Origin of the sequence: Thomasclavelia ramosa DSM 1402, from assembly GCF_014131695.1 — a bacterium.
Classification (GTDB): Bacteria; Bacillota_I; Bacilli_A; order Erysipelotrichales; family Coprobacillaceae; genus Thomasclavelia; species Thomasclavelia ramosa.
In genome coordinates this window covers 2,697,950-2,718,805 of record NZ_CP036346.1, presented here as the reverse complement: position 1 = coordinate 2,718,805, position 20,856 = coordinate 2,697,950, and the positions used below count along the sequence as shown (strand labels likewise).

Genomic DNA, 20,856 nt, shown 5'->3' with positions numbered 1-20,856 from the left:
TAGTTAAGGGAATGTTAAGAATTAGTAAAGTGTATATGCTTGCTCAACAAAGTGTAATATAATGATGAGAAATCCGGAGGTGGAATAGATGGAAAAGGAATTACCTATGTATTATAAAGTGGGTTTAAATGATAGTGAAGTCCAGGAAAGAATTGCTAAGGGGCAAGTTAACGGAGTTAGTAAGCCTGTCAGTAAAAGTTATGGGCAGATTATAAAAGATAATGTTTGCACATTATTTAATCTTTTGAATTTTTTAATATTTGTAGCTTTAGTATTTGTTCAGGCTTGGTCAAATTTAGTTTTTATGGCAATTATTGTTACCAACTCAGTTATTGGAATTTGGCAAGAAGTAAAGGCAAAAAAACTAGTAGATCAATTATCAATTTTAACTAAGCCAACAATTATGGTTGTTCGTAACAGCAGACATGTAATTGTCGATATTAATGAAGTTGTTCTAGATGATGTTTTAGTTCTTGAAAGTGGAAATCAAGTATGTAATGATGCAACTGTGATTCATGGAATGATTGAGGCCAATGAGTCACTATTAACTGGGGAATCAGATCCGATTCATAAAAATATAGGTGGGCACCTGCTGTCAGGTAGTAGTGTAGTTTCTGGAAAATGTTATGCAAGGGTTAAAAATGTTGGTGATAGTAATTATGCAACAACTATTGTTAAAGAGGCACAAAAAGTTAAAGAGAAGAATTCTGAATTAATGGATTCAATGAATAAAGTTACAAAAGTTACTACTTTTATGATAATCCCATTGGGAATTATTTTGTTTGTTGAAGCAATGTATTTACGACAAGATACGTTATTTAATGCAGTTGTCTCTTCGGCAGCAGGATTATTAGGAATGTTGCCTAAAGGGTTAGTCTTGTTAACTAGTGTGTCGTTAGCAAATGGAGTGACTCGTTTAGCAAGACGTAAAGTGTTGATTCAAGATTTATATTCATTAGAGACATTATCGCATGTTGATGTTTTGTGTTTAGATAAAACAGGAACAATCACTGATGGAAAAATGAAGGTCGAAAAAACATATACGTTAGAAACAACTCAGAATTTTAAACTCGATGAAGTAATGGGCTCATATATGCGTGCCAGTGATGATAATAATGCAACTTTTCAAGCGATGAATAGCTATTTTGGAGAAAATAATCTTTATGAATATGTTAAAAAGATCCCATTTTCTTCATTACGTAAGTGGAGTGCGATTGAATTTAAAGGTATAGGAACCATCGTCGTAGGAGCAGCAGAAAAAATTATTTCTGGTGAACTGCCTGAAGATATTCATGAATTAATGTTGCAAGGAATGCGTGCGATTGCCATTGGTTATACTGAAAAGACTGTTGATGATAAAGAAGAGTTGCCACGATTACAACCACTAATGGCGATTATTTTATCAGATACAATTAGAAATAATACTAAAGAAACATTAGAATATTTTCATCAAGAAGGAATAGATGCGAAAATTATTTCTGGTGATAATGTAAATACAGTTATGGCAATTGCTAAAAAAGCAGGGGTATTAAATTATGAACGTTGCATTGATATGTCAACGATAAATGATGATGAAATTCAAGAGGTAGTTCGTAATTACACTATTTTTGGTCGGGTAACTCCTAGTCAAAAGAAAATGATTGTCGAAGCTTTAAAAAATGATGGTCATCATGTAGCTATGACAGGTGATGGAGTTAATGACCTGTTAGCGTTAAAAGAAGCTGATTGTTCAATTGCAATTGCTGATGGAAGTGATGCTTCAAAACAAATCTCACAAGTAGTTTTATTAAATTCAGATTTTACATGTTTACCAGATGTTCTTCTCGAAGGACGTAAAGTTGTTAATAATGTTACGCGTGTAGCGGGTGTATTCTTTATCAAAACAATTTATACGATTTTATTATCGTTGTTTTGTGTAATCAGTAATACTGCCTTCCCATTTATTCCGTTACAAATTACATTAATTGATTTATTGATTGAAGCAATGCCATCGTTTATGACGATTTTTGAAGCTGATACTCGTAAAATTACTGGACGTTTTTTGCCTAAAGTATTTAGTAAAGCAGCTGGTAATGCACTAAGTATTGTGATTTTATTCATTGCTATCATGATTTTTGGACCAATGTGGAAAATAAATGATTTAGAACTAGTAACATTAATGTATTTAGTTTTAGGAACTATTTCTATGGCAGCGGTAATACGCTCTTGTTATCCTTTTACAATGTTAAGAATTATTATCTGTACGATGATGGCTGGAGGTTTTTATGGTGCAGTATTATTATTTAGTGGTTTATTACATTTAGCACCGATAACATTAAATTTAGTTTTTATTGGTTTAATTTTATCTATTTTTGGACTATTTATTGAAAGAATTATTCATTTTGTTATTAAGAAAAGACTCGCATAATTGTTAAGGGATTGAAGACTTTTTGCTAATTTAAATAAATATATTTTATTGATAGCTAAGGAAGAACATTTTATCTGAAATGGATTTCCTTAGTTTTTCTTACGACAAATTTTAACAAAATAATTAAAAACCAAAATAACGGTTTTTAATTAGCTTATTTTTGGTATAAAAATTTTTTAAATTACTATAATAGAAGTAGTTAAAGGAGTGATATCATGAAAAAGCAAAGTTATCAAAAAGTTATAGATAAGGATATTATTGAAGTTAAACAGTATTTATTGGATATAAGTGAAGGATATTGGATGCAGGATATCCATGATCTTATTAATATAAGTATGGATGTTAAAATTATTCGCAAAAAATTAATGAGACGTAAGGATTTAGAATTAGCAGTATTTAGTAAGATAAAAAAACTAATTGATCAGGCTCAGGGTTTAAATGAGATGGAAAATCATTTGATCATGATGAATCTTTTATTGGATAAACATTATAGTCCGATGTTGACATATAAATATAAGTTATTAAATTATATTATTGAAAATGGTGGATTTTCAATTGAAACGTATTGTTTATTAAGACATCTAATTAAGTTTACTAATAATAATCTTAATGATTTTATCATGGCTTTGGCTACACGTTTAAACTTTAGTAATGAACGTTATCACTATCTTGCAAGTCATATCTTATTATTAGAAAAGCAATATAAAAAAGTATATAATCATCTTGAATACATTACAATTGATGAAAGACTGGGACGTTATTTACCGGCGTTGTATAACTTTAGTCCCCGATTATACAACAAATATGCTAGAATGATGTATATACCATTAAATTTAGCGATAATGTAGGAGTAAGGAAATTATGGGTGAAAAACTGTATTATGTTTTTAAAATCATTAAGGAAGCTAGGGAGCCGATTAGTGCTAAAGATATTTTAAAGCGTTTGGAAAATTATGAGATTTTTCTAGATATTAAAACGGTATATAGTTTAATAAAAAAACTTAATGATTTTTATTATTGTTTGAGTAATAAGCAGTTAATAAAAACAATTAGAAGAAGGGGTTATATTATTGATGAGGATTTTTTTGAAGATGGACAGCTGCAGCTATTAATTGACAGTGTTTTATTTAATCCCAATCTTGATAAAAAATCAGCGAATGATTTAGTTAATAAATTAGCTTTGATTAGTTCAGTTATTCAAATGGAACGTTTAAATACGGAACATCAAAATGATAATGAATTAACATATGATCTATTATTAAATTTAACTACGGTAATCAAAGCAATTAATAACCACAAAAATATTGCTTTTAAATATATTAGTTATGATATCAAAGATAATGCTCTTCAAGAGGTATACCATACTAATGGTAATCTTAATCCTGAAACATATGTTATTTCCCCATATAAATTGATTCTTAGAAATTCTAATTATTATTTGATTGGTTATTTTGATAAAAGAAAAGATAGTTTAAGTGTTTATCGAATTGATCGAATGCGTATCGTGAGAAATCATAGCAGTAGTTATGAAGATATTCAAGATCGTTTCGATATGGAAAAAGAATTTGAAAATAATGTTAATATGTATGTTAGTAATGAACGAATCGATTTAAAGATTGCTTTTGAATCTAGTGTACTAAGAGAAGTTGTTAATCAGTTTGGACAAGATATTAATGTAAATAAATGCTTTGATGGTCGAATTGAAGCATTTATTAAAGATGTGGCTTTATCAGATGGTTTAATTGGCTGGATAATGATGCTTCAAGATAAGGTTGAAGTTGTTTTTCCTTTAAGTCTAAAAGAGATTGTAAAGACACGAATAAGGGCTATGTTAAGGATATATGAATAGAGAACTTGAGGGTTCTCTTTTTTCTTTACGTAAACTTAACATAATAAATACAATTTATTGATATATCGTAAATTGCAATTTGATTATTATATAGGTGTCTTAAGAAAAGATAAAGAAAGGGATTATTAAATATGAAAAAAGTATTCGGAGTTTTATTAACATTAGTATTATGCTTAGGGCTTACTGGATGTGGGGGATCTGGTGATGATTCTTCTGCAAGTGGAAACGATGTAAGCGGAAATGTTAGCCTTAACGGGTCTACATCTATGGAAAAATTCGTAAATGCTTTAAAAGAAGCGATTACTGAAGAATATCCAAACTTAACATTAGAACCACAATTTACTGGTTCAGGTGCAGGGATTGAAGCTGTTACAAATGGAACTGCTGATATCGGAGATTCTTCAAGAGCTTTAAAAGATGAAGAAAAAGCAAAAGGAATTGAAGAAAATATTGTTGCTATTGATGGTATTGCTGTAGTTACTCATAAAGATAACAAAGTGTCTGATTTAACTACTGATGACTTAAAGAAAATCTATACTGGTGAAATTACAAACTGGAAAGATTTAGGTGGTGATGATCAAGCAATCGTTGTTGTTGGACGTGAAGCTGGTTCAGGAACTCGTGGAGCATTTGAAGAAATTTTAGGAATTGAAGATGCTTGTAAATATGCTCAAGAATTAAACGAAACTGGTGCAGTAATGGCAAAAGTTAGTGAAACAGCAGGAGCAATTGGTTATGTTTCTTTAGATGTTGTTGATGACACAGTTAAATCATTAAAATTAGATGGTGTAAAAGCTTCTGAAAAAACTATTAAAGATGGAAGCTACACTTTACAAAGACCATTCGTAATGGCTACTAAAGGAAAAATCAGTGAACAAAGTAAAGAAGTACAAGCTGTGTTCGATTTTATCAATAGTGAAGCTGGACAAAAAGTTATTGAACAAGTTGGTTTAATAATTCCAGATAAAAAATAGGAGTTAATTATGGAAAAAGATATGTTATCTATTATAAGTAATAGAAAAACAAAATCTTTGGTAGAGAAAACAGCCGCGATAATTTTTCGTGGCTGTGCTGTTATGTCTATCATTGCTGTTGTCTCTATTACAGGTTATATGATTATTTCTGGTACACCAGCTATTTTCAAAGTGGGAATACTAGATATTCTTTTTGGAACTGTTTGGGCGCCAACCGCTGCTGATCCTCAATTTGGAATCCTTTTAATTATACTTACCTCAATTATTGGTGTTTTTTTAGCTATTTGTATTGGGGTACCAATCGGATTGTTTACAGCTATCAATTTAGCTGAATTGGCAAATCCGAAAGTGCGTAAAATTGTTAAATCTGCAATCGAATTACTTGCCGGAATTCCTTCAGTGGTATATGGATTACTAGGAATTTTAATTATTTGTCCGTTTATGTATAGGTTAGAATTATTAATTTTTGCAGGATCAAAGACTCATCAGTTTACTGGTGGGGCAAATCTGATTTCAGCAATTTTAGTTCTTGCGATTATGATTTTACCAACTTTGATCAATATTACTGAAACAGCTTTAAAGGCAGTTCCAGATGATTATCGTAAAAGTTCATTGGCTTTAGGGGCAAGTCAAATGCAAACAATTTTTAAAGTTGTTTTGCCTAGTGCTAAATCAGGGATAGTTTCAGCAATTGTATTAGGAGTAGGGCGTGCAATTGGGGAAGCAATGGCAATTTTATTAGTAGCAGGAAACTCAGTTAATCTGCCTTTACCATTCAATTCAGTTCGTTTTTTAACTACGGGAATTGTTTCTGAAATGGGATATGCCTCAGGGACACACCGTCAAGTTTTATTTACGATTGGATTAGTACTATTTGTTTTCATCATAATTATTAACTTGATCCTAACATTTATTATTAAGAGAGGAGATCAGCATGAATAGTATCTTTGAAAGAAGACATCGCAGCAGCGATAAAATATTAAATTTTTTGATACAGCTTTCTAGTGCCTTGTCAGTGCTGATCTTGGTTGTATGTATTGGATATATTTTATATCGTGGATTACCATACTTTAATTTTTCATATTTAATTAATACTACTAGTATTTTAAAAGGTACGGTAGGGATACTACCAAATATTATTAACACATTATATATTATTGTAATTACTTTATTAATTGCCTGCCCAATTGGGATTGGGGGAGCAATCTATTTAAATGAGTATGCAAAAAATAAGAAATTTGTTAATATTATTTCTTTTACAACTGAAGTATTAGCGGGAATTCCTTCGATTATATATGGTTTATTTGGGATGTTATTTTTTGGAAATTTATTAGGATTTAAATTCTCAATATTAACGGGTTCTTTCACACTTGCAATTATGATCTTACCAATTATTACAAGAAATACTCAGGTAGCTTTAGAAGGGGTACCAAAAAGTTATCGTGAAGCTGCATTGGGTATTGGAGCTACTAAATGGTATATGATTAGAACTGTGTTATTGCCAAGTGCTATGCCAGGAATTTTAACGGGTGTGATCCTAGGAATGGGTAGAATTGTTGCAGAATCAGCGGCGTTATTGTTTACAGCTGGTTCAGTAAGTGTTTTGCCAAAAAATATCTTTACACATTTATCAAGTTCAGGTGCAACACTAACGATTCAATTATATTTGGAGATGGCTAAAGCTAATTATGAATCGGCCTTTGTGATTGCCTTAGTTTTAATTGTTATTGTTTTAGGATTAAATATGTTAGCAAAACTGATTACAAATAAATTTGATGTAAATAGGGTGGATTAGAATGGAAAATAAAATTGAAGCAAAAAATCTAGATCTGTATTATGGTGAAAAGCATGCTTTAAAAAATGTTAGTCTAGATATTAAAACAAATAAAATTACGGCTTTTATCGGGCCTTCCGGTTGTGGTAAATCAACATTTTTAAAGACATTAAATCGCATGAATGATTATGTTAAAGATATTAAGATAACTGGTAGTGTGGTTCTTGATGGTGAAGATATTTATGATAGTCGTGTTGATACAACGGTTTTGAGGAAAAAAGTTGGAATGGTTTTCCAACAGCCAAATCCGTTTCCGATGAGTATTTATGATAATATCGCATATGGACCAAGAATTCATGGAATCAAAAATAAAAAACAGTTAGATAAGATTGTTAAAGATTCATTAGAAGCAGCTGCTTTATATGAAGAGGTAAAAGATCGTTTGCACAGCAGTGCTTTAGGATTATCTGGAGGACAACAGCAACGTTTGTGCATTGCTCGTGCTTTAGCAGTAGAACCTGATGTGATCTTATTAGATGAACCAACAAGTGCATTGGATCCAATTTCAACATTAAAAATTGAAGAATTGTTAATGGAACTTAAAGAAAAGTATACGATTGCAATTGTTACACATAATATGCAGCAAGCGAGTCGTATCGCTGATTATACTGCGTTTTTCTTAGTAGGTGAGATGGTTGAATATGGAAAAACTAAGGATGTTTTTGCAATGCCTAAAGATAAACGTACTGAAGATTATATTACCGGAAGATTTGGATAGGAGAAAAAAATGTTAAGAACAAATTTTGAAAATGATTTAAACAAATTACACGTAGATCTTGATAAGATGTGTCATCTAGTTATTTTAGCAATTGAAAACTGTATTGTGGCATTTAAATCAGGAGATCGTGAATTATGCCGTGATATTTTAGCTGGAGACAAAGTGATTAATGATATGGAAAGAACGATAGAAGCTCGTTGTCTATCGTTAATTTTAAAACAACAGCCTGTAGCTAGTGATTTAAGAAATGTGTCTACAGCTTTAAAAGTCGTTACAGATTTAGAAAGAATTGGTGACCAAGGAGCAGATATTGCAGAAATTTTATTAGATACAGATGTAACCTGCCCTTATAAAATGGTTGAACATATACCTAATATGGCTCATCTTGCTAAAAATATGGTTAAACAATCAATTGAAGCTTTTCATCAGCATGATTTAAAAAAAGCTTCAGAAGTAAAAAAATTGGAAGATGATATGGATGGACTATTTGAAGAAGTTAAGGTAGAATTAATACAAATAGTAAATGAGTCAAAGGAAACGATTGATTTAGCGATTAACTTCCTAATGATTGCTAAATATTTCGAAAGAATTGGTGATCATGCTGTAAATATTTGTGAATGGGTTGAATTTAACCAAACTGGAACAGTTGATAATTATCGTTTGATCTAAGGGGGACTGAACATGGGTGAACGTATATTTGTAGTTGAAGATGATGAAAATATCCGCGAGATAATTAATTTAGCATTAGTAAGCAATGGTTATGAAGTTGTTCAATTTGATAATGCTATCGATGCACTGGCAGAAATTGATAAAAAAGCACCATCATTAGCTATTTTTGATTTAATGTTACCAAAAATGAGCGGAATTGATGCAATCAAGGAAATTCGTGAAACTGATAGTGAATTACCTATCTTAATTTTAAGTGCTAAAGATCGTGAGATAGATAAGGTTAATGGTTTAGATAGCGGTTCTGATGACTATATGACTAAACCGTTTGGGATTCTTGAATTGCAAGCTCGCGTTCGCTCATTATTAAGACGCCATGTTACTAGCGATATTATTAGAACTAAACATCTTACTGTTGACAAGCAAACACGTTTAGTAAAATTAGATGATCAGAAATTAGAATTAACTAATAAAGAGTATCAATTATTGGTCTATTTAATGGATAATAAACATCGTGTAGTTGAACGTGAAGAATTATTAAACGAAATTTGGGGATATGATTTTATTGGTGAATCTCGTGCTTTAGATGTTCATATTCGTGCTTTACGAAGTAAATTAAATGATGATGGCCATAAGTATATTAAGACGATACGTAGTGTTGGATATCGTTTTTATGAGGAAGGTGATGGTAGTGAATAAAACTATTTTTCGCTATTTTCTCACAGTTTTATTAGTCACTCTAGTTTTATCAAGCAGTGTTTCAATGGTTATTTTATCAAGTCAAATGTTGGAAAATACTAAACATGATATGCTTTACGCGGTTAAGTTGGTTGATTATCAATTAGATGAATCACACGATTTAAAAGCACAAGTAGATGCATTGAATCCACTTGCTTACAATGATCAAACTAGATTAACTGTCATTGATACTAATGGTGAAGTATTAGCAGATAGTGGTAGTGAAGAAATTGATGAAAATCATAAAGGTCGTGAAGAAGTTAAACAGGCTCTAAGTGAAGGGGTTGGTTATGCAACCCGTTACTCAAGTACTGTTAAAAGAAATATGCTCTATGTGGCAGTATTTAATAAAGGATATATAGTTCGTCTGGCTTTACCATATAATGGTATTTTTGATAATCTTCCAACTTTGGTTAGACCGCTAGGGGTAGGCGCGATAATGTCGTTAGTCATTGCTTTATTCTTATCGAAACGATTTGCTAATACATTGACAGCACCAATTCAGGATATTACGACACAGGTTACAAAAATGAAGGATTATCGTGAACTAGAATTTGATAGTTATAAATATGATGAGTTTAATATCATTGCTTCAAAATTGGAAGAACAGGCTAAAACAATTCATGATACTATGAAAAAGCTTAAAAGTGAACAAATAAAAATCAATGGGATTCTTGATCAAATGAAAGAGGGCTTTGTCTTATTAGATAGTGATTTAACAGTTTTAATGGTTAATCGTAAAGCTCAAAAATTATATGGTCATACAATCAAGTTAAATTGTTCAATCAAAGACTTTATTTTTGACTTTAAAATTATTAATGCACTTGACCATTTAAGTGATGAACAACAGGTAGTTGAAGTTGAAAAGGAAAAAGAATTCTATAACTGTTATGTCGCTAAGGTTGATTATGGGGTAACTTTGCTGTTTGTAAATATTACTGAGCAGCATAATGCTATGAAGATGCGTCAGGAATTTTTCTCTAATGTTTCTCATGAGTTGAAAACACCAATGACTTCGATTCGTGGATATAGTGAATTATTAGAAACGGGAGTTATCAATGATAAAGATGCTTCAAAAAAAGCATTGGATAAAATTCATGATGAAGTGAATAATATGTCTACTTTAATTAATGATATTTTAATGATATCGAGATTAGAAAATAAAGATGTTGATGTAATCAAGCATCCAGTTCATTTAACACCACTAGTAGATGAGATAATTGATACGATGCAAGTAGAGATTGATAAGAAACATTTACAAGTAGATAAAGAATTAGAAGATATTACATATACATCAAATCATCAGCATATGCATCAGTTATTAAGTAATTTGATTACTAATGCAATTAAGTATAATGTTGATGGTGGTAAAATTATAATTAAGTCATACCAATTTGGTCGTAATATTATCATTGAAGTTAGTGATACTGGACGAGGAATTTCAAAAATTGATCAAGGACGAGTATTTGAACGTTTCTTTAGGTGTGATCAAGGTCGTGATAAAGAAACAGGGGGAACTGGTCTAGGATTAGCGATTGTCAAACATATCGTTCAATATTATCAAGGAAATATTACATTAACAAGTAAATTACATGAAGGAACAACATTTAAAGTAACTTTACCAATGGAAGAAGAAGTTATTTAGTCACAGTTTGATAACTGTGGCTTTTTATTTGTAGATTGAAGTAGTAATAAACTTTTTAAGCGAATTAATTTTTGGTATAATAAGACTATGAAAACAGATACTGAAACACTTAGAAAACGTGGCTTTTTAACAAATACAGAAGCCGAACCCTACTTTTTATATTCAAAAGAGGAGTTATTAGAACTATTAAAAGATAAAACAGCCGTAAATCGTACTGCGGCGTTATTTATTCTTAGAAGCTTTGTTGACATTAATGAACTTGATGAAATCTTACTTAGAATGTTGGTTAAAGAAAAAGCCTTATATACTAAATTAGAAATATGCGATATTTTGACTACCGGAAATGAGTTGACAATAAAAAGAATGATTCCTTATATGGGGACAATTAGAGGTAATCAACATCGGACGATTCCTGAAAAGGTATCAAAGAAAAAAAGCTATCCTTTGCCACGGGATATTATTGCTAGAACTATGGCTAAAATGAATCCTGATTATTTTTCTACGATTTTAGAAATCATTAATTATCCTGAAGATAAAGTGGTTGCAGAAGCAATTGATGCAATTGGCTGGATGGTTTTTTATCATCAAGAATTGGCAACTGCTAAAAATTATCAAACAGTTATTCAATCATTTGAACGTTATCATGATAATGAATTGATGAAATGGAAATTGATCATTTGTTTATCGTCGTTTAATCAAAGTGAGGCTTTTTTAAAACAGCTGGATTTTCAAAATCCAGTTGTCCAAGCTGAAATAGAACGGAGTTTATCGCTGATCAATAAAAGAAAAAGTAAAGTAGTTTATTAAAAGTTAATAATTAGGGGTTATAATTATAGTATTATAGAGAAGAGGAAAAAGAATGTATAAGATTATAACAGATGGATCTTGCGATCTGTCAACCGAACGTGCACAAGAGCTTGATGTGTCAGTAGTACCTTTTTATGTATCAACAGATGGGATTAATCATCAAAAGGAAATTGTTGAATTGGGTATCCGTGATTTCTATCAATTTATGATTGATAACCCCAAAGTATTTCCTAAAACGTCAATGCCGTCGATTCAAGATTATTTAGATGTTTTTGGACCTTTGGCTAAAGATGGTATTGATATTATTTGTATTTGTATTACAACAAAATTTTCGGGATCATATAATTCAGCAATGAATGCTAAAAATATGCTTACTGATGAATTTCCTGATGTGAAAATTGAAGTTATCGATGCTACCGTTAATACGGTATTACAAGGAATGTTAGTAGAAGAAGCGGTTGCATACAAGCAGATGGGTGCAACCTTTGAGGAGACGGTTGCATATATTAACAAAATTAAAATCACTGGAAGGATCTTCTTTACTATTGGTGGTATGGATTATTTAGTTCATGGTGGAAGAGTTGGAAAATTATCAGGAATTGCGGCTGGAGCTTTGGGAATTAAACCTTTGATCTTGCTTAAAGAAGGAGAAATATTTAATAACGGATTAACACGCGGACGAAAAAAATCTAAACAAAAGATAGTTGAACAAATTATTAATTATTTTAAGGAAGATAATTTGGAATTGAGTAAATATCGTTTTTGTATAGGATTTGGTTATGATTATGATGAGGCTGTAGAGTTTAAAACAACATTCCTTGCTGCTTTGAAAGGGTTTGATCCATCATTTAGTGCTGAGGTACCAATTCGGCAAATTGGAGCAACGATCGGTGTTCATACAGGACCACATCCACTAGGTGTTGGTCTACTTGAAAAATTACAAAAGTAAAATGAAAATTCAATTATGATAAAAAGACTTGTAGACCTTATTTGTTAGGATACAAGTCTTTTTGTATGAAATTATTTTTTAAAAGTTACCGATGCTTTGAATAAATCACCATCAACACTAATTTTAAAATTACCTTTTTGCAGTTCAGTGAAACTTTTAGCAATAGCTAAACCGAGGCCACTACCACTAGTATTTCTTGAAGTATCACCTTGAACAAAACGCTCAACTAATTCATCTTCGCTAACTTTTATTTCATCTGCTGATATATTTTTAAAAGTGATTGTAACTTCATCATCACTATTGTCAATATCGATATAAACACGTGTATTTTCTAAAGCGTATTTTCCAATATTCATTAAGAGATTTTCAAAAATACGATATGTTTTTAAACTATCTAATGATAAAATAATTTTTTCATTTGGAAAAGCAGTTTTAAAAATTAGGCTTTTTTCGTTAAATTTATCTATTAATTCAAACTTAGCTTGCTGGATCAATGCAATAATATCGACATCAACAAGGTTGAGTTTTACATCACCACTATTGACTTTACTAACTTCAAAAAGATCATCAATTAAGTTCTTTAATCTAAGTGAATTACGATCTAGTGTATCGAGATATTCTTTTCTTTTTTCATAATCAAGTTGTTCGTCTTTTAACAAATCAATATAAGTAATGATGGAGGTTAATGGTGTTTTTAAGTCGTGAGAGACATTAGAGATTAATTCAGTTTTCATTTTTTGTGATTTTACTTCCTCGCTAACAGCTTTTTCAAAGCCATCTTTAATATTAGAAAATTCAGTACCTAAAGAATTAAACATACCAATATCTTGATTGATTTCAACATCAAAATCACCGTTTGATAAACGTTTAACAGCATCCAATAGAATTTCATAATCATGTTTAAGTTCATCAAATCGTTTTCTTAAAATAATAAATAAAATGGCAGAATATACTAAGGCAAAGAAAATACCAAAGGTAAAGAAACAACAGATTATTGATATAATTAAGCAGTTTGCTAAAACGATTTTAAGAATTGTTTTATTTGTATCATCATTTAAGTCAAATCTACTGGCTTTATAAATTATCTTTCTTAATACATTAAGTAACCAAATACAAACAGTATTTTTTTAATAGAATTAATAATCCCTTCTTTAAAGAATGATTTTAAATAAAAGACAGAGAACATACATAGGAATAAAAAAGCTGCCCATGATAGTACATTCATCGCTCCAAGGATCAGTTCACTTGATTCACCAAAACCAATCCCTGACAATTTAGTAATGTAATAGCCGTTTATGGTATCGAGAATTAAACCATAAATTACAACGATTATTCCTGCAAATGCCAATGTAATCCCAATTACTAATGGTTCTAATTTGATTTTAGCGGGATATTTAAAGATGTTGATTTCTTTAATTGTTTCATATGGAGCTAATAAGATAAATAAGCCAACAGCAGCTACAGCAATTGCAGCAAATGGCACAATATTTTCAACATTTATAGTTCGATTGTTTTTTTCGCTATACCAGGCAATCGTATCAATTGAATTGCTTACGATTTTATGGGGAACGGCAAAGTAGATAGTTGTATTTACTGGATTATGCAATGTACTATCTTCATCATACTCTTGGAGATATTGAAAATATGTTTGTTTATAATTATTCCAAACTAGTTCATAGTTTTGATTGCCAGCTACTAAACAGCCTAAAGTATCATAGCTAAATTGACCATTTTCATCAAAGTGAATCATTAAATACCATTGATATTTTTCTTTCAATTCTTTATTGTTACGAATGTTTTTTATATCGTCATTAGTATTACCTAAGCTATTATTATTGCCTTCTGCATAGTATTTAATATTTTTCTTTTCAGACATCATTTCACGACAATATAAAATATTATTCCGATAAAATTCATCACTAGCTTCTTCGTTGGCAGTAAGATATTTTGGAATACCTTCTTTTTTGCTGACATTGTCAAGCTGGAAGCTCAGAGCATAGATATTGTCAAAAATATCATAAAGAATTTGATTACTTGAAAAGTTAATACTTTTCCCGTTACTGGTTTCTACAACCTCATAGCAGCTATATATACCAACACTGCTAAGGAGAATAATTACAATTGTTAAAATTGAAAAAATTATTTTTTTTCTGTTCATTTTATCACCTACTGTTTTTCAATTTTATAACCGACACCCCAGACAACTTTTAAATATTGGGGATTACTAGGGTTAATTTCGATTTTTTCTCGCAAATTTCGCACATGAACCATGACTGTTTCTGTGTTGATTGCAGCTTCATGCCAAACATTTTCATAAATTTGTTCGCTTGAAAAAACTCTCCCGGGCTTTTCCATTAGTAATTCGAGAATTTTTAATTCAATTGGAGTGACTTTAACAGCTTTACCGTCAACACTAACTTCTTTGGTATCAAGATCAAGTTCTAGACCACCCACAACATATTTATTTGCTGCTTGATCTTCTTGAATCTTACCGATCATATTTAAATATTTATGATAGCGTCGTAATTGTGAAGAAACACGCGCTAGGAGTTCCATTGGAACAAATGGTTTGGTGACATAATCATCACCACCAATATTTAATCCTGTAATTTTATCAATATCCTCAGATTTAGCGGATAAGAAAATAATTGGGAAATCATAATTTTCCCTTATTTTCATTGTCATTTCAATTCCATCCATTACTGGCATCATAATATCTACGATAGCAAGATGGATATCATATCTTTCCACCATCTCTAAACCAGCTTTCCCGTTATTAGCAATATATACATTATAACCTTGTGATTTTAAGTATATTTCAATGGCTTTGGCAATTTCAATTTCGTCTTCTACCACTAATATATTATCTTGATTCATCCTCATACCCTCTTTCATAATATTAATTATAAAGCCAATCATTAAAGAATAGTAGAAATGATTTCAAAAGATTTTCTAAAGATTTTTTTTCTTGATGTAACGCTTATAGCTAAGAAGGCCAAAAATGGAAATAATTCCAGTAATTACAAAAATAAATATTGTAAAACGATAATTTTGATTTGAGATAGCGTTGCCCCCTATTGTACTTGTAATTACAGATGGGATTCTAGCGATACTAGTAATGAATATAAAACTTGAAAGTTTTAAACGCGTAAAAGGTGCAAGGTATGTTAAAATGTCTTTAGGAGTGCCGGGAATAAAGAAGATGACAAAGAGGATAATTTCAAGATTTTTTTCTTTTTTTAAAAATGAAATTTCATTAAATTTGTTAGTATCATAAAAATGATTAACTAACTTGATGCCATATCTATTAACAATAGCATAGATAACGATAGTACCAATAATAGCACCAAGTAAACAAATTGCCATCCCTTCAATAGTTCCATAACTAAATCCGGCAGCAATCTCGATTATTTCACCTGGTAAAAAAACAAAAATAACTTGGATTGCCATAGCAGCAACAAGAATTAATTTTCCCCAACTACCAAATTCAGTTAACTTTTCTTTCAATTCAATAGGATCATTTAAAAAGTTTTCAAAAAAATGATAAAGAACTAGACACAGAATTGTAATAATTATGAAACCGGTTATTAAAAGCGAAAGGTTTTTTTTATGCTCATTTAGTTTATCCATCTTTTTCACCTCGTTATTAGTATAGACAACGAATCTAAAACATAACTAGCAAAAGTTAAAAAGTGATTCTAAAGAAAACTTAAAGATAATATCTCTATCTTGATTTTCTTTACCGATAAAATAAGTAACAGTTATTATGCTATAATACAAGTGTTTAAATATTTGAACAGGGAGGATGAATCGATGAAAAATACAATTCAAGATAGCGAATCTTTGAGAAAACAATTTTTAGCGAGTCAAAAAGTTTTTAATGCACTTGGTGATGAGACAAGAATGTATTTATTATTGATTATGCTTGAAGGTTCATGTGATGGTAGTCGGGTAATTGATTTGGCTCCCAAAGTAAATCTTTCTAGACCGGCGGTATCTCATCATTTACAAATATTAAAGCAGGCAGGAATTGTTAAGACGCGGAAAGTTAAGACTTGTATTTATTATTATTTAGAACCGCAGCATTGTGAAATTGATAAACTGATTAATTTATTTCAGCATATTAAAGAGATTATGAATAATGTATCAAGGTGTGAAATGGAGGAAGAGTAATGGAACTTTTAGAAGCAGTTCAAAAACGGCATTCAGTCAGAATGTATCAAGATAGAGAAATTCCAGATTCTATAAAAAAAGAATTATTGGATTTTATTAATCAATGTAATCAGACAAGTGGTTTAAATATTCAATTGATTTTGGATGAACCAAAAGCCTTTGATAACTTTATGGCTCATTATGGTAAATTCAGTGGGGTCAAAAATTATTTGGCATTAATTGGAAAAAAGAGTGTGAAACTTGAGGAAATGTGCGGTTATTATGGTGAGAAAATCGTTTTAAAAGCTCAGCAGCTTGGATTGAACAGTTGTTGGGTGGCTTTGACATACAAGAAAGTTAAAAGTGCCTTTGTGATTGACGATGATGAGCGTTTATGTTGCTTGATTACACTTGGTTATGGTATTGATAATGGAGCTACACATAAAATTAAGACGATTGAGCAAGTTAGTGAAGTTACTGGAGATATGCCTAGTTGGTTTGAAACAGGTGTTAAAACTGCTTTATTAGCGCCAACAGCGATGAATCAACAAAAGTTTAAGTTTATCCTTAATGATAATACTGTCAAAGTAAAGCCGGGTCTGGGTTTTTATACAAAGCTAGATTTAGGAATTGTTAAATATCATTTTGAAATTGGAGCTGGAACGAACAACTTTATATGGCAATAAAGCTGGAAAAATCCAGTTTTTTTATTAATTATAACTTTCTTAAATCAAATTACTTGAAAAAATAAAGTTACTATGTTAAAGTGTAAATGTAAGGAACGGAGGAACTGAAAATGAAACAGTATGATGCAATAATAATTGGTTTTGGAAAAGGTGGTAAAACAATTGCTGGTAAGATGGCAAAATTAGGAAAAAGGGTTGCAATAATTGAAAAATCCGCTCAAATGTATGGTGGGACATGTATCAATGAAGGGTGTATTCCTTCAAAATCATTAATCACTCAAGCAGAAAAATATAATTATCATGATGCGATAATTAATAAAGAGGATTTAATTACTAAATTACGTAATAAGAATTATGCAAAATTAGCTGATTTACAAAATGTTGATGTAATTACAGCAACTGCCAAATTTGTGGATGACCACCATGTAGCTATCTGTACCGAAAATGAAGAAGAAATAATTTTTGGTGACCTGATCTTTGTTAATACTGGAGCTACTCCAGTTATGCCTCCAATTAAGGGGCTAGCAACTGCTAACAAAGTATACACAAGTGCTAGTTTGATGAAATTAGAAGAACTGCCAAAAACCTTAGCAATCATTGGCGGTGGATATATTGGTTTAGAATTTGCTAGTATGTATGCACGTTATGGTAGCGAGGTAACAGTATATGAAAGTAATGATCGTTTGATTGCTCGTGAGGATCGGGATATTGCTGAAGAAATTCAAAGAATTTTAGAAAAACAAGGTGTTAAGTTTGTTTTTAATGCTAATATTCAAGCTCTTGCTAATGAAGGCGAAGAAGTTCTAGTTACTTATAATGACCAAGTTTCACAACGCTTCGCCGGGATATTGATGGCTACTGGTCGTAAGGCAAATACAGCTGATTTAAATCTTGATGCTGCAGGTATTGAGGTTAACCAACGAGGTGAAATTGTAGTCAATAAGTATCTGCAAACAACAAAGAAAAATATTTTTGCTCTTGGTGATGTAAAAGGTAGTCTTCAGTTTACTTATATTTCTTTAGATGATTCAAGAATTGTTATGGATTATCTATTTGGTGATAAAAAGCGTTCTACTTTAAATCGTGGTAATATTGCTTATTCGGTATTTATTTCACCAACTTTTTCAAGAATTGGTTTAAGTGAAGTAGAAGCTAAAGCTGCCGGTTATGAAGTGATTGTGACTAAGTTATTAACAGCTGCAGTACCTAAAGCTAATGTTCTAAAAAAACCAGAAGGATTGTTGAAAGCGATCATTGATAAAAAAACTGAGCGAATCTTAGGTTGTGTATTGTTATGTGAACATTCAGAAGAATTAATTAATTTAGTAACTTTAGTGATGAATAATGATTTATCTTACAAGGTCCTAAAGAACCAAATCTTTACACATCCAACAATGGCTGAAGCGTTAAATGATTTGTTTGATTTATAAAATAGAAAAAAGGAGAAAATAAAAATGAGTAATGTATTATATCCAAATAAACAAGAATTTGATGAATTAATCAAAAATGAAAAAGTATTAGTAGATTTTTTTGCAACATGGTGTGGACCATGTAAGATGATTGGTCCTAATATTGAAAAACTAGCGGAAGAAAATGCTGATGCTACAGTGATAAAGATTGATGTTGATAAACATCCAGAAATTGCTGCGGTATATGGGGTTCAAACAATCCCGACACTAATAGCCTTTAAAAAAGGACAGATTGTAAATCAAAAAATTGGATTTATTCCATATCCTGAAATCTTAGCAATGATTACAAGTTAAAATGGCAACACATATAAGTCTTGCATTAGTTTTTGTTGAAGGGTTAGTATCGTTTCTTTCACCCTGTGTTTTACCAATAATTCCTATTTATATGGGCTATTTAGCTGGTAATAGTAACGAAAAAAGAAACTCAAATAAAAAAGTATTATTATTTACAATCAGCTTTATCTTTGGGATACTTTTAGCAATTTTTCTGATGAATGCGTCAATAAATTTATTACAAAGTTTTTTAAAAGAACACATGACTTTATTTGTTCGAATCGGCGGTATTCTTATCGTTTTATTAGGAATTTATCAGTTAGGATTTATCAAAATAAATTTTTTACAACGAACTTTCCGTTTTTCTTTAAAAACAGATAATAAAATGAATGTGATGGTGGCGTTTATCATGGGATTTACATTTAGTTTTGCTTGGACTCCTTGTATTGGGCCAGCGCTGTCATCAATCTTACTTTTAGCAGCTAGTTCAGGTGATTTTTGGTATAGTAATTTTCTAATGATTATTTATGCTTTTGGTTTTACTTTACCATTTCTAGTTTTAGGATTGTTTACAAATAAAGCTTTAAACTGGTTAAATAGCCATCGTGATATAGTTAAATATACAACTAAAATAGGCGCTGTTATTTTGATTATCTTTGGTTTGATGATGTTTAGTGGCAAACTTAATACAATTAGCAATTATATGTCACCTTCACAAGGGCAAGTATCCACTAACCAAGCTGAAAATAGTGATGATTCGGTTAATTATGGCAATGCTTTATTGAATCAAGATGATAAACCGATTAGCTTAGCTGATTATCATGGAAAGGTAGTATTTTTGAATTTTTGGGCAACTTGGTGCCCTCCCTGCCAAAGAGAAATGCCGGAAATTCAAAAACTTTCAGAAAAATATCAAAATAGTGAAGATATAGCTATTCTAACAGTTGTAATGCCAGGAGGTCAGGAAATGGATGCTGCTGGAATTAAAAAGTTTTTAAAAGAAAAAGGCTTTACTATGCCAGTTATATTTGATGATGGTCGTTTAAGCAGTAGCTTTCAGATTACAAGCTTACCAACAACATATATGTTTGATCGTGATGGGAATGTATACGGCTCTGTAGTTGGACAATTATCGAGTGATATGATGGAAAATATTATTGACCGAACGTTAAAAGGCAAGTAAGATATGATTGAACTGAGGTGAATAAAATGAAAAAGCAATATGATCTTTGTTGTAATATCGCTCAAACATTAAATATAATTGGTGATAAATGGACATTATTGATTCTTCATGCGGTAAAAGAAAAAAAACATACTTATAAAGAGATTCATGAGTCATTACCAGGTATCCCTACAAATTTATTATCAAATCGACTTAAGGAGCTCTGTCAAGATGATTTATTACAATGTGAACTATATTCAAAACATCCTCCCCGTTATCGATATAGTTTAACAGCTAAAAGTATTGATCTTGATGATATTTATAATGCTTTGATTATCTGGGGTGATCGCCATTTAGATAAAAGTTATAAATGTATTAGCCATGATGGATGTCAAGGTGAAATCGAGATTGTTTATCGTTGTAAAGAATGTGGTGAAATTATTAATAAGGAAGATTTAAAAATTGCTCCCAAAGAATAATATGGTTATAGTCAAATGAGTTTATTTAACTTATTTAGGCTATGGCCTT

Annotated in this window: 22 protein-coding genes; 18 read left to right on the top strand and 4 right to left on the bottom strand. The window is 30.8% G+C overall.

What is annotated here, in order from left to right; all coding sequences use genetic code 11:
* Window positions 1-88: 88 nt before the first annotated feature.
* The 12 genes from EYR00_RS13065 (at window position 89) to EYR00_RS13010 (ending at window position 12,586) form a co-directional block, all read left to right on the top strand.
* The gene (locus EYR00_RS13065) at window positions 89-2,407 is read left to right on the top strand and encodes a cation-translocating P-type ATPase (protein ID WP_003537086.1); all 2,319 of its coding nucleotides are present in this window, start codon (window positions 89-91) and stop codon (window positions 2,405-2,407) included.
* Between the two features lie 215 nt (window positions 2,408-2,622).
* Window positions 2,623-3,255, top strand: coding sequence for a hypothetical protein (locus EYR00_RS13060; RefSeq protein ID WP_003537087.1), 633 nt, complete (start codon window positions 2,623-2,625; stop codon window positions 3,253-3,255).
* A gap of 13 nt (window positions 3,256-3,268) precedes the next feature.
* Window positions 3,269-4,255: a helix-turn-helix transcriptional regulator gene (locus EYR00_RS13055; RefSeq protein ID WP_003537088.1), complete on the top strand. Its 987-nt coding sequence runs from the start codon at window positions 3,269-3,271 to the stop codon at window positions 4,253-4,255.
* Between the two features lie 131 nt (window positions 4,256-4,386).
* A complete protein-coding gene (locus EYR00_RS13050) occupies window positions 4,387-5,229 on the top strand; it encodes a phosphate ABC transporter substrate-binding protein (protein ID WP_003537090.1) in 843 nt (280 codons plus the stop codon).
* Window positions 5,230-5,238: 9 nt separating this feature from the next.
* Window positions 5,239-6,171, top strand: coding sequence for a phosphate ABC transporter permease subunit PstC (gene pstC / locus EYR00_RS13045; protein WP_003537092.1), 933 nt, complete (start codon window positions 5,239-5,241; stop codon window positions 6,169-6,171).
* A complete protein-coding gene (gene pstA, locus EYR00_RS13040; RefSeq protein ID WP_003537094.1) occupies window positions 6,164-7,024 on the top strand; it encodes a phosphate ABC transporter permease PstA in 861 nt (286 codons plus the stop codon). The genes pstC and pstA overlap by 8 nt, the downstream gene beginning before the upstream one ends.
* 1 nt (window position 7,025) lies before the next feature.
* Window positions 7,026-7,781, top strand: a complete 756-nt coding sequence (gene pstB, locus EYR00_RS13035; protein WP_003537096.1) for a phosphate ABC transporter ATP-binding protein PstB — start codon at window positions 7,026-7,028, stop codon at window positions 7,779-7,781.
* A 9-nt stretch (window positions 7,782-7,790) separates the two neighbouring features.
* A complete protein-coding gene (gene phoU / locus EYR00_RS13030) occupies window positions 7,791-8,450 on the top strand; it encodes a phosphate signaling complex protein PhoU (RefSeq protein ID WP_003537098.1) in 660 nt (219 codons plus the stop codon).
* 12 nt (window positions 8,451-8,462) lie between these two features.
* On the top strand, window positions 8,463-9,146 hold the full coding sequence (locus EYR00_RS13025; RefSeq protein ID WP_003537100.1) for a response regulator transcription factor: 684 nt from the start codon (window positions 8,463-8,465) through the stop codon (window positions 9,144-9,146).
* Entirely contained in the window at window positions 9,133-10,830 is a 1,698-nt protein-coding gene (locus EYR00_RS13020; protein ID WP_003537102.1) for a sensor histidine kinase, read from the top strand. The genes EYR00_RS13025 and EYR00_RS13020 overlap by 14 nt, the downstream gene beginning before the upstream one ends.
* Before the next feature lie 87 nt (window positions 10,831-10,917).
* On the top strand, window positions 10,918-11,637 hold the full coding sequence (locus EYR00_RS13015) for a hypothetical protein (protein WP_003537103.1): 720 nt from the start codon (window positions 10,918-10,920) through the stop codon (window positions 11,635-11,637).
* A 52-nt stretch (window positions 11,638-11,689) separates the two neighbouring features.
* Window positions 11,690-12,586 carry a DegV family protein gene (locus EYR00_RS13010; protein WP_003537104.1) on the top strand — a complete coding sequence of 299 codons (897 nt, stop codon included), beginning with the start codon at window positions 11,690-11,692 and terminating at the stop codon, window positions 12,584-12,586.
* Window positions 12,587-12,657: 71 nt separating this feature from the next.
* Here EYR00_RS13010 and EYR00_RS15925 read toward each other — a convergent pair whose 3' ends face one another.
* The 4 genes from EYR00_RS15925 to EYR00_RS12995 all read right to left on the bottom strand — a co-directional run bounded on the left by EYR00_RS15925 (window position 12,658) and on the right by EYR00_RS12995 (window position 16,216).
* Window positions 12,658-13,467 (bottom strand): sensor histidine kinase, encoded by an 810-nt coding sequence (locus EYR00_RS15925; protein WP_259394446.1) that lies wholly within the window; start codon window positions 13,465-13,467, stop codon window positions 12,658-12,660.
* A 209-nt stretch (window positions 13,468-13,676) separates the two neighbouring features.
* Window positions 13,677-14,744, bottom strand: a complete 1,068-nt coding sequence (locus EYR00_RS15920) for a hypothetical protein (RefSeq protein WP_034559220.1) — start codon at window positions 14,742-14,744, stop codon at window positions 13,677-13,679.
* Between the two features lie 8 nt (window positions 14,745-14,752).
* Complete coding sequence (locus EYR00_RS13000; protein WP_008790938.1) at window positions 14,753-15,463, bottom strand: response regulator transcription factor; 711 nt, start codon at window positions 15,461-15,463, stop codon at window positions 14,753-14,755.
* 75 nt (window positions 15,464-15,538) lie between these two features.
* Window positions 15,539-16,216 carry a TVP38/TMEM64 family protein gene (locus EYR00_RS12995; RefSeq protein ID WP_003537109.1) on the bottom strand — a complete coding sequence of 226 codons (678 nt, stop codon included), beginning with the start codon at window positions 16,214-16,216 and terminating at the stop codon, window positions 15,539-15,541.
* A 183-nt stretch (window positions 16,217-16,399) separates the two neighbouring features.
* Here EYR00_RS12995 and EYR00_RS12990 point away from each other — a divergent pair, with 183 nt between their 5' ends.
* The 6 genes from EYR00_RS12990 to EYR00_RS12965 all read left to right on the top strand — a co-directional run bounded on the left by EYR00_RS12990 (window position 16,400) and on the right by EYR00_RS12965 (window position 20,807).
* On the top strand, window positions 16,400-16,759 hold the full coding sequence (locus tag EYR00_RS12990; RefSeq protein WP_003537111.1) for an ArsR/SmtB family transcription factor: 360 nt from the start codon (window positions 16,400-16,402) through the stop codon (window positions 16,757-16,759).
* The gene (locus EYR00_RS12985; RefSeq protein ID WP_003537113.1) at window positions 16,759-17,424 is read left to right on the top strand and encodes a nitroreductase family protein; all 666 of its coding nucleotides are present in this window, start codon (window positions 16,759-16,761) and stop codon (window positions 17,422-17,424) included. The genes EYR00_RS12990 and EYR00_RS12985 overlap by 1 nt, the downstream gene beginning before the upstream one ends.
* A gap of 110 nt (window positions 17,425-17,534) precedes the next feature.
* On the top strand, window positions 17,535-18,854 hold the full coding sequence (locus EYR00_RS12980; RefSeq protein WP_003537115.1) for an FAD-dependent oxidoreductase: 1,320 nt from the start codon (window positions 17,535-17,537) through the stop codon (window positions 18,852-18,854).
* Window positions 18,855-18,878: 24 nt separating this feature from the next.
* On the top strand, window positions 18,879-19,187 hold the full coding sequence (gene trxA, locus EYR00_RS12975) for a thioredoxin (protein ID WP_003537117.1): 309 nt from the start codon (window positions 18,879-18,881) through the stop codon (window positions 19,185-19,187).
* A gap of 1 nt (window position 19,188) precedes the next feature.
* On the top strand, window positions 19,189-20,349 hold the full coding sequence (locus tag EYR00_RS12970; RefSeq protein WP_003537119.1) for a cytochrome c biogenesis protein/redoxin: 1,161 nt from the start codon (window positions 19,189-19,191) through the stop codon (window positions 20,347-20,349).
* Between the two features lie 26 nt (window positions 20,350-20,375).
* Window positions 20,376-20,807: a winged helix-turn-helix transcriptional regulator gene (locus EYR00_RS12965; RefSeq protein ID WP_003537121.1), complete on the top strand. Its 432-nt coding sequence runs from the start codon at window positions 20,376-20,378 to the stop codon at window positions 20,805-20,807.
* The last annotated feature ends 49 nt before the right edge of the window (window positions 20,808-20,856 follow it).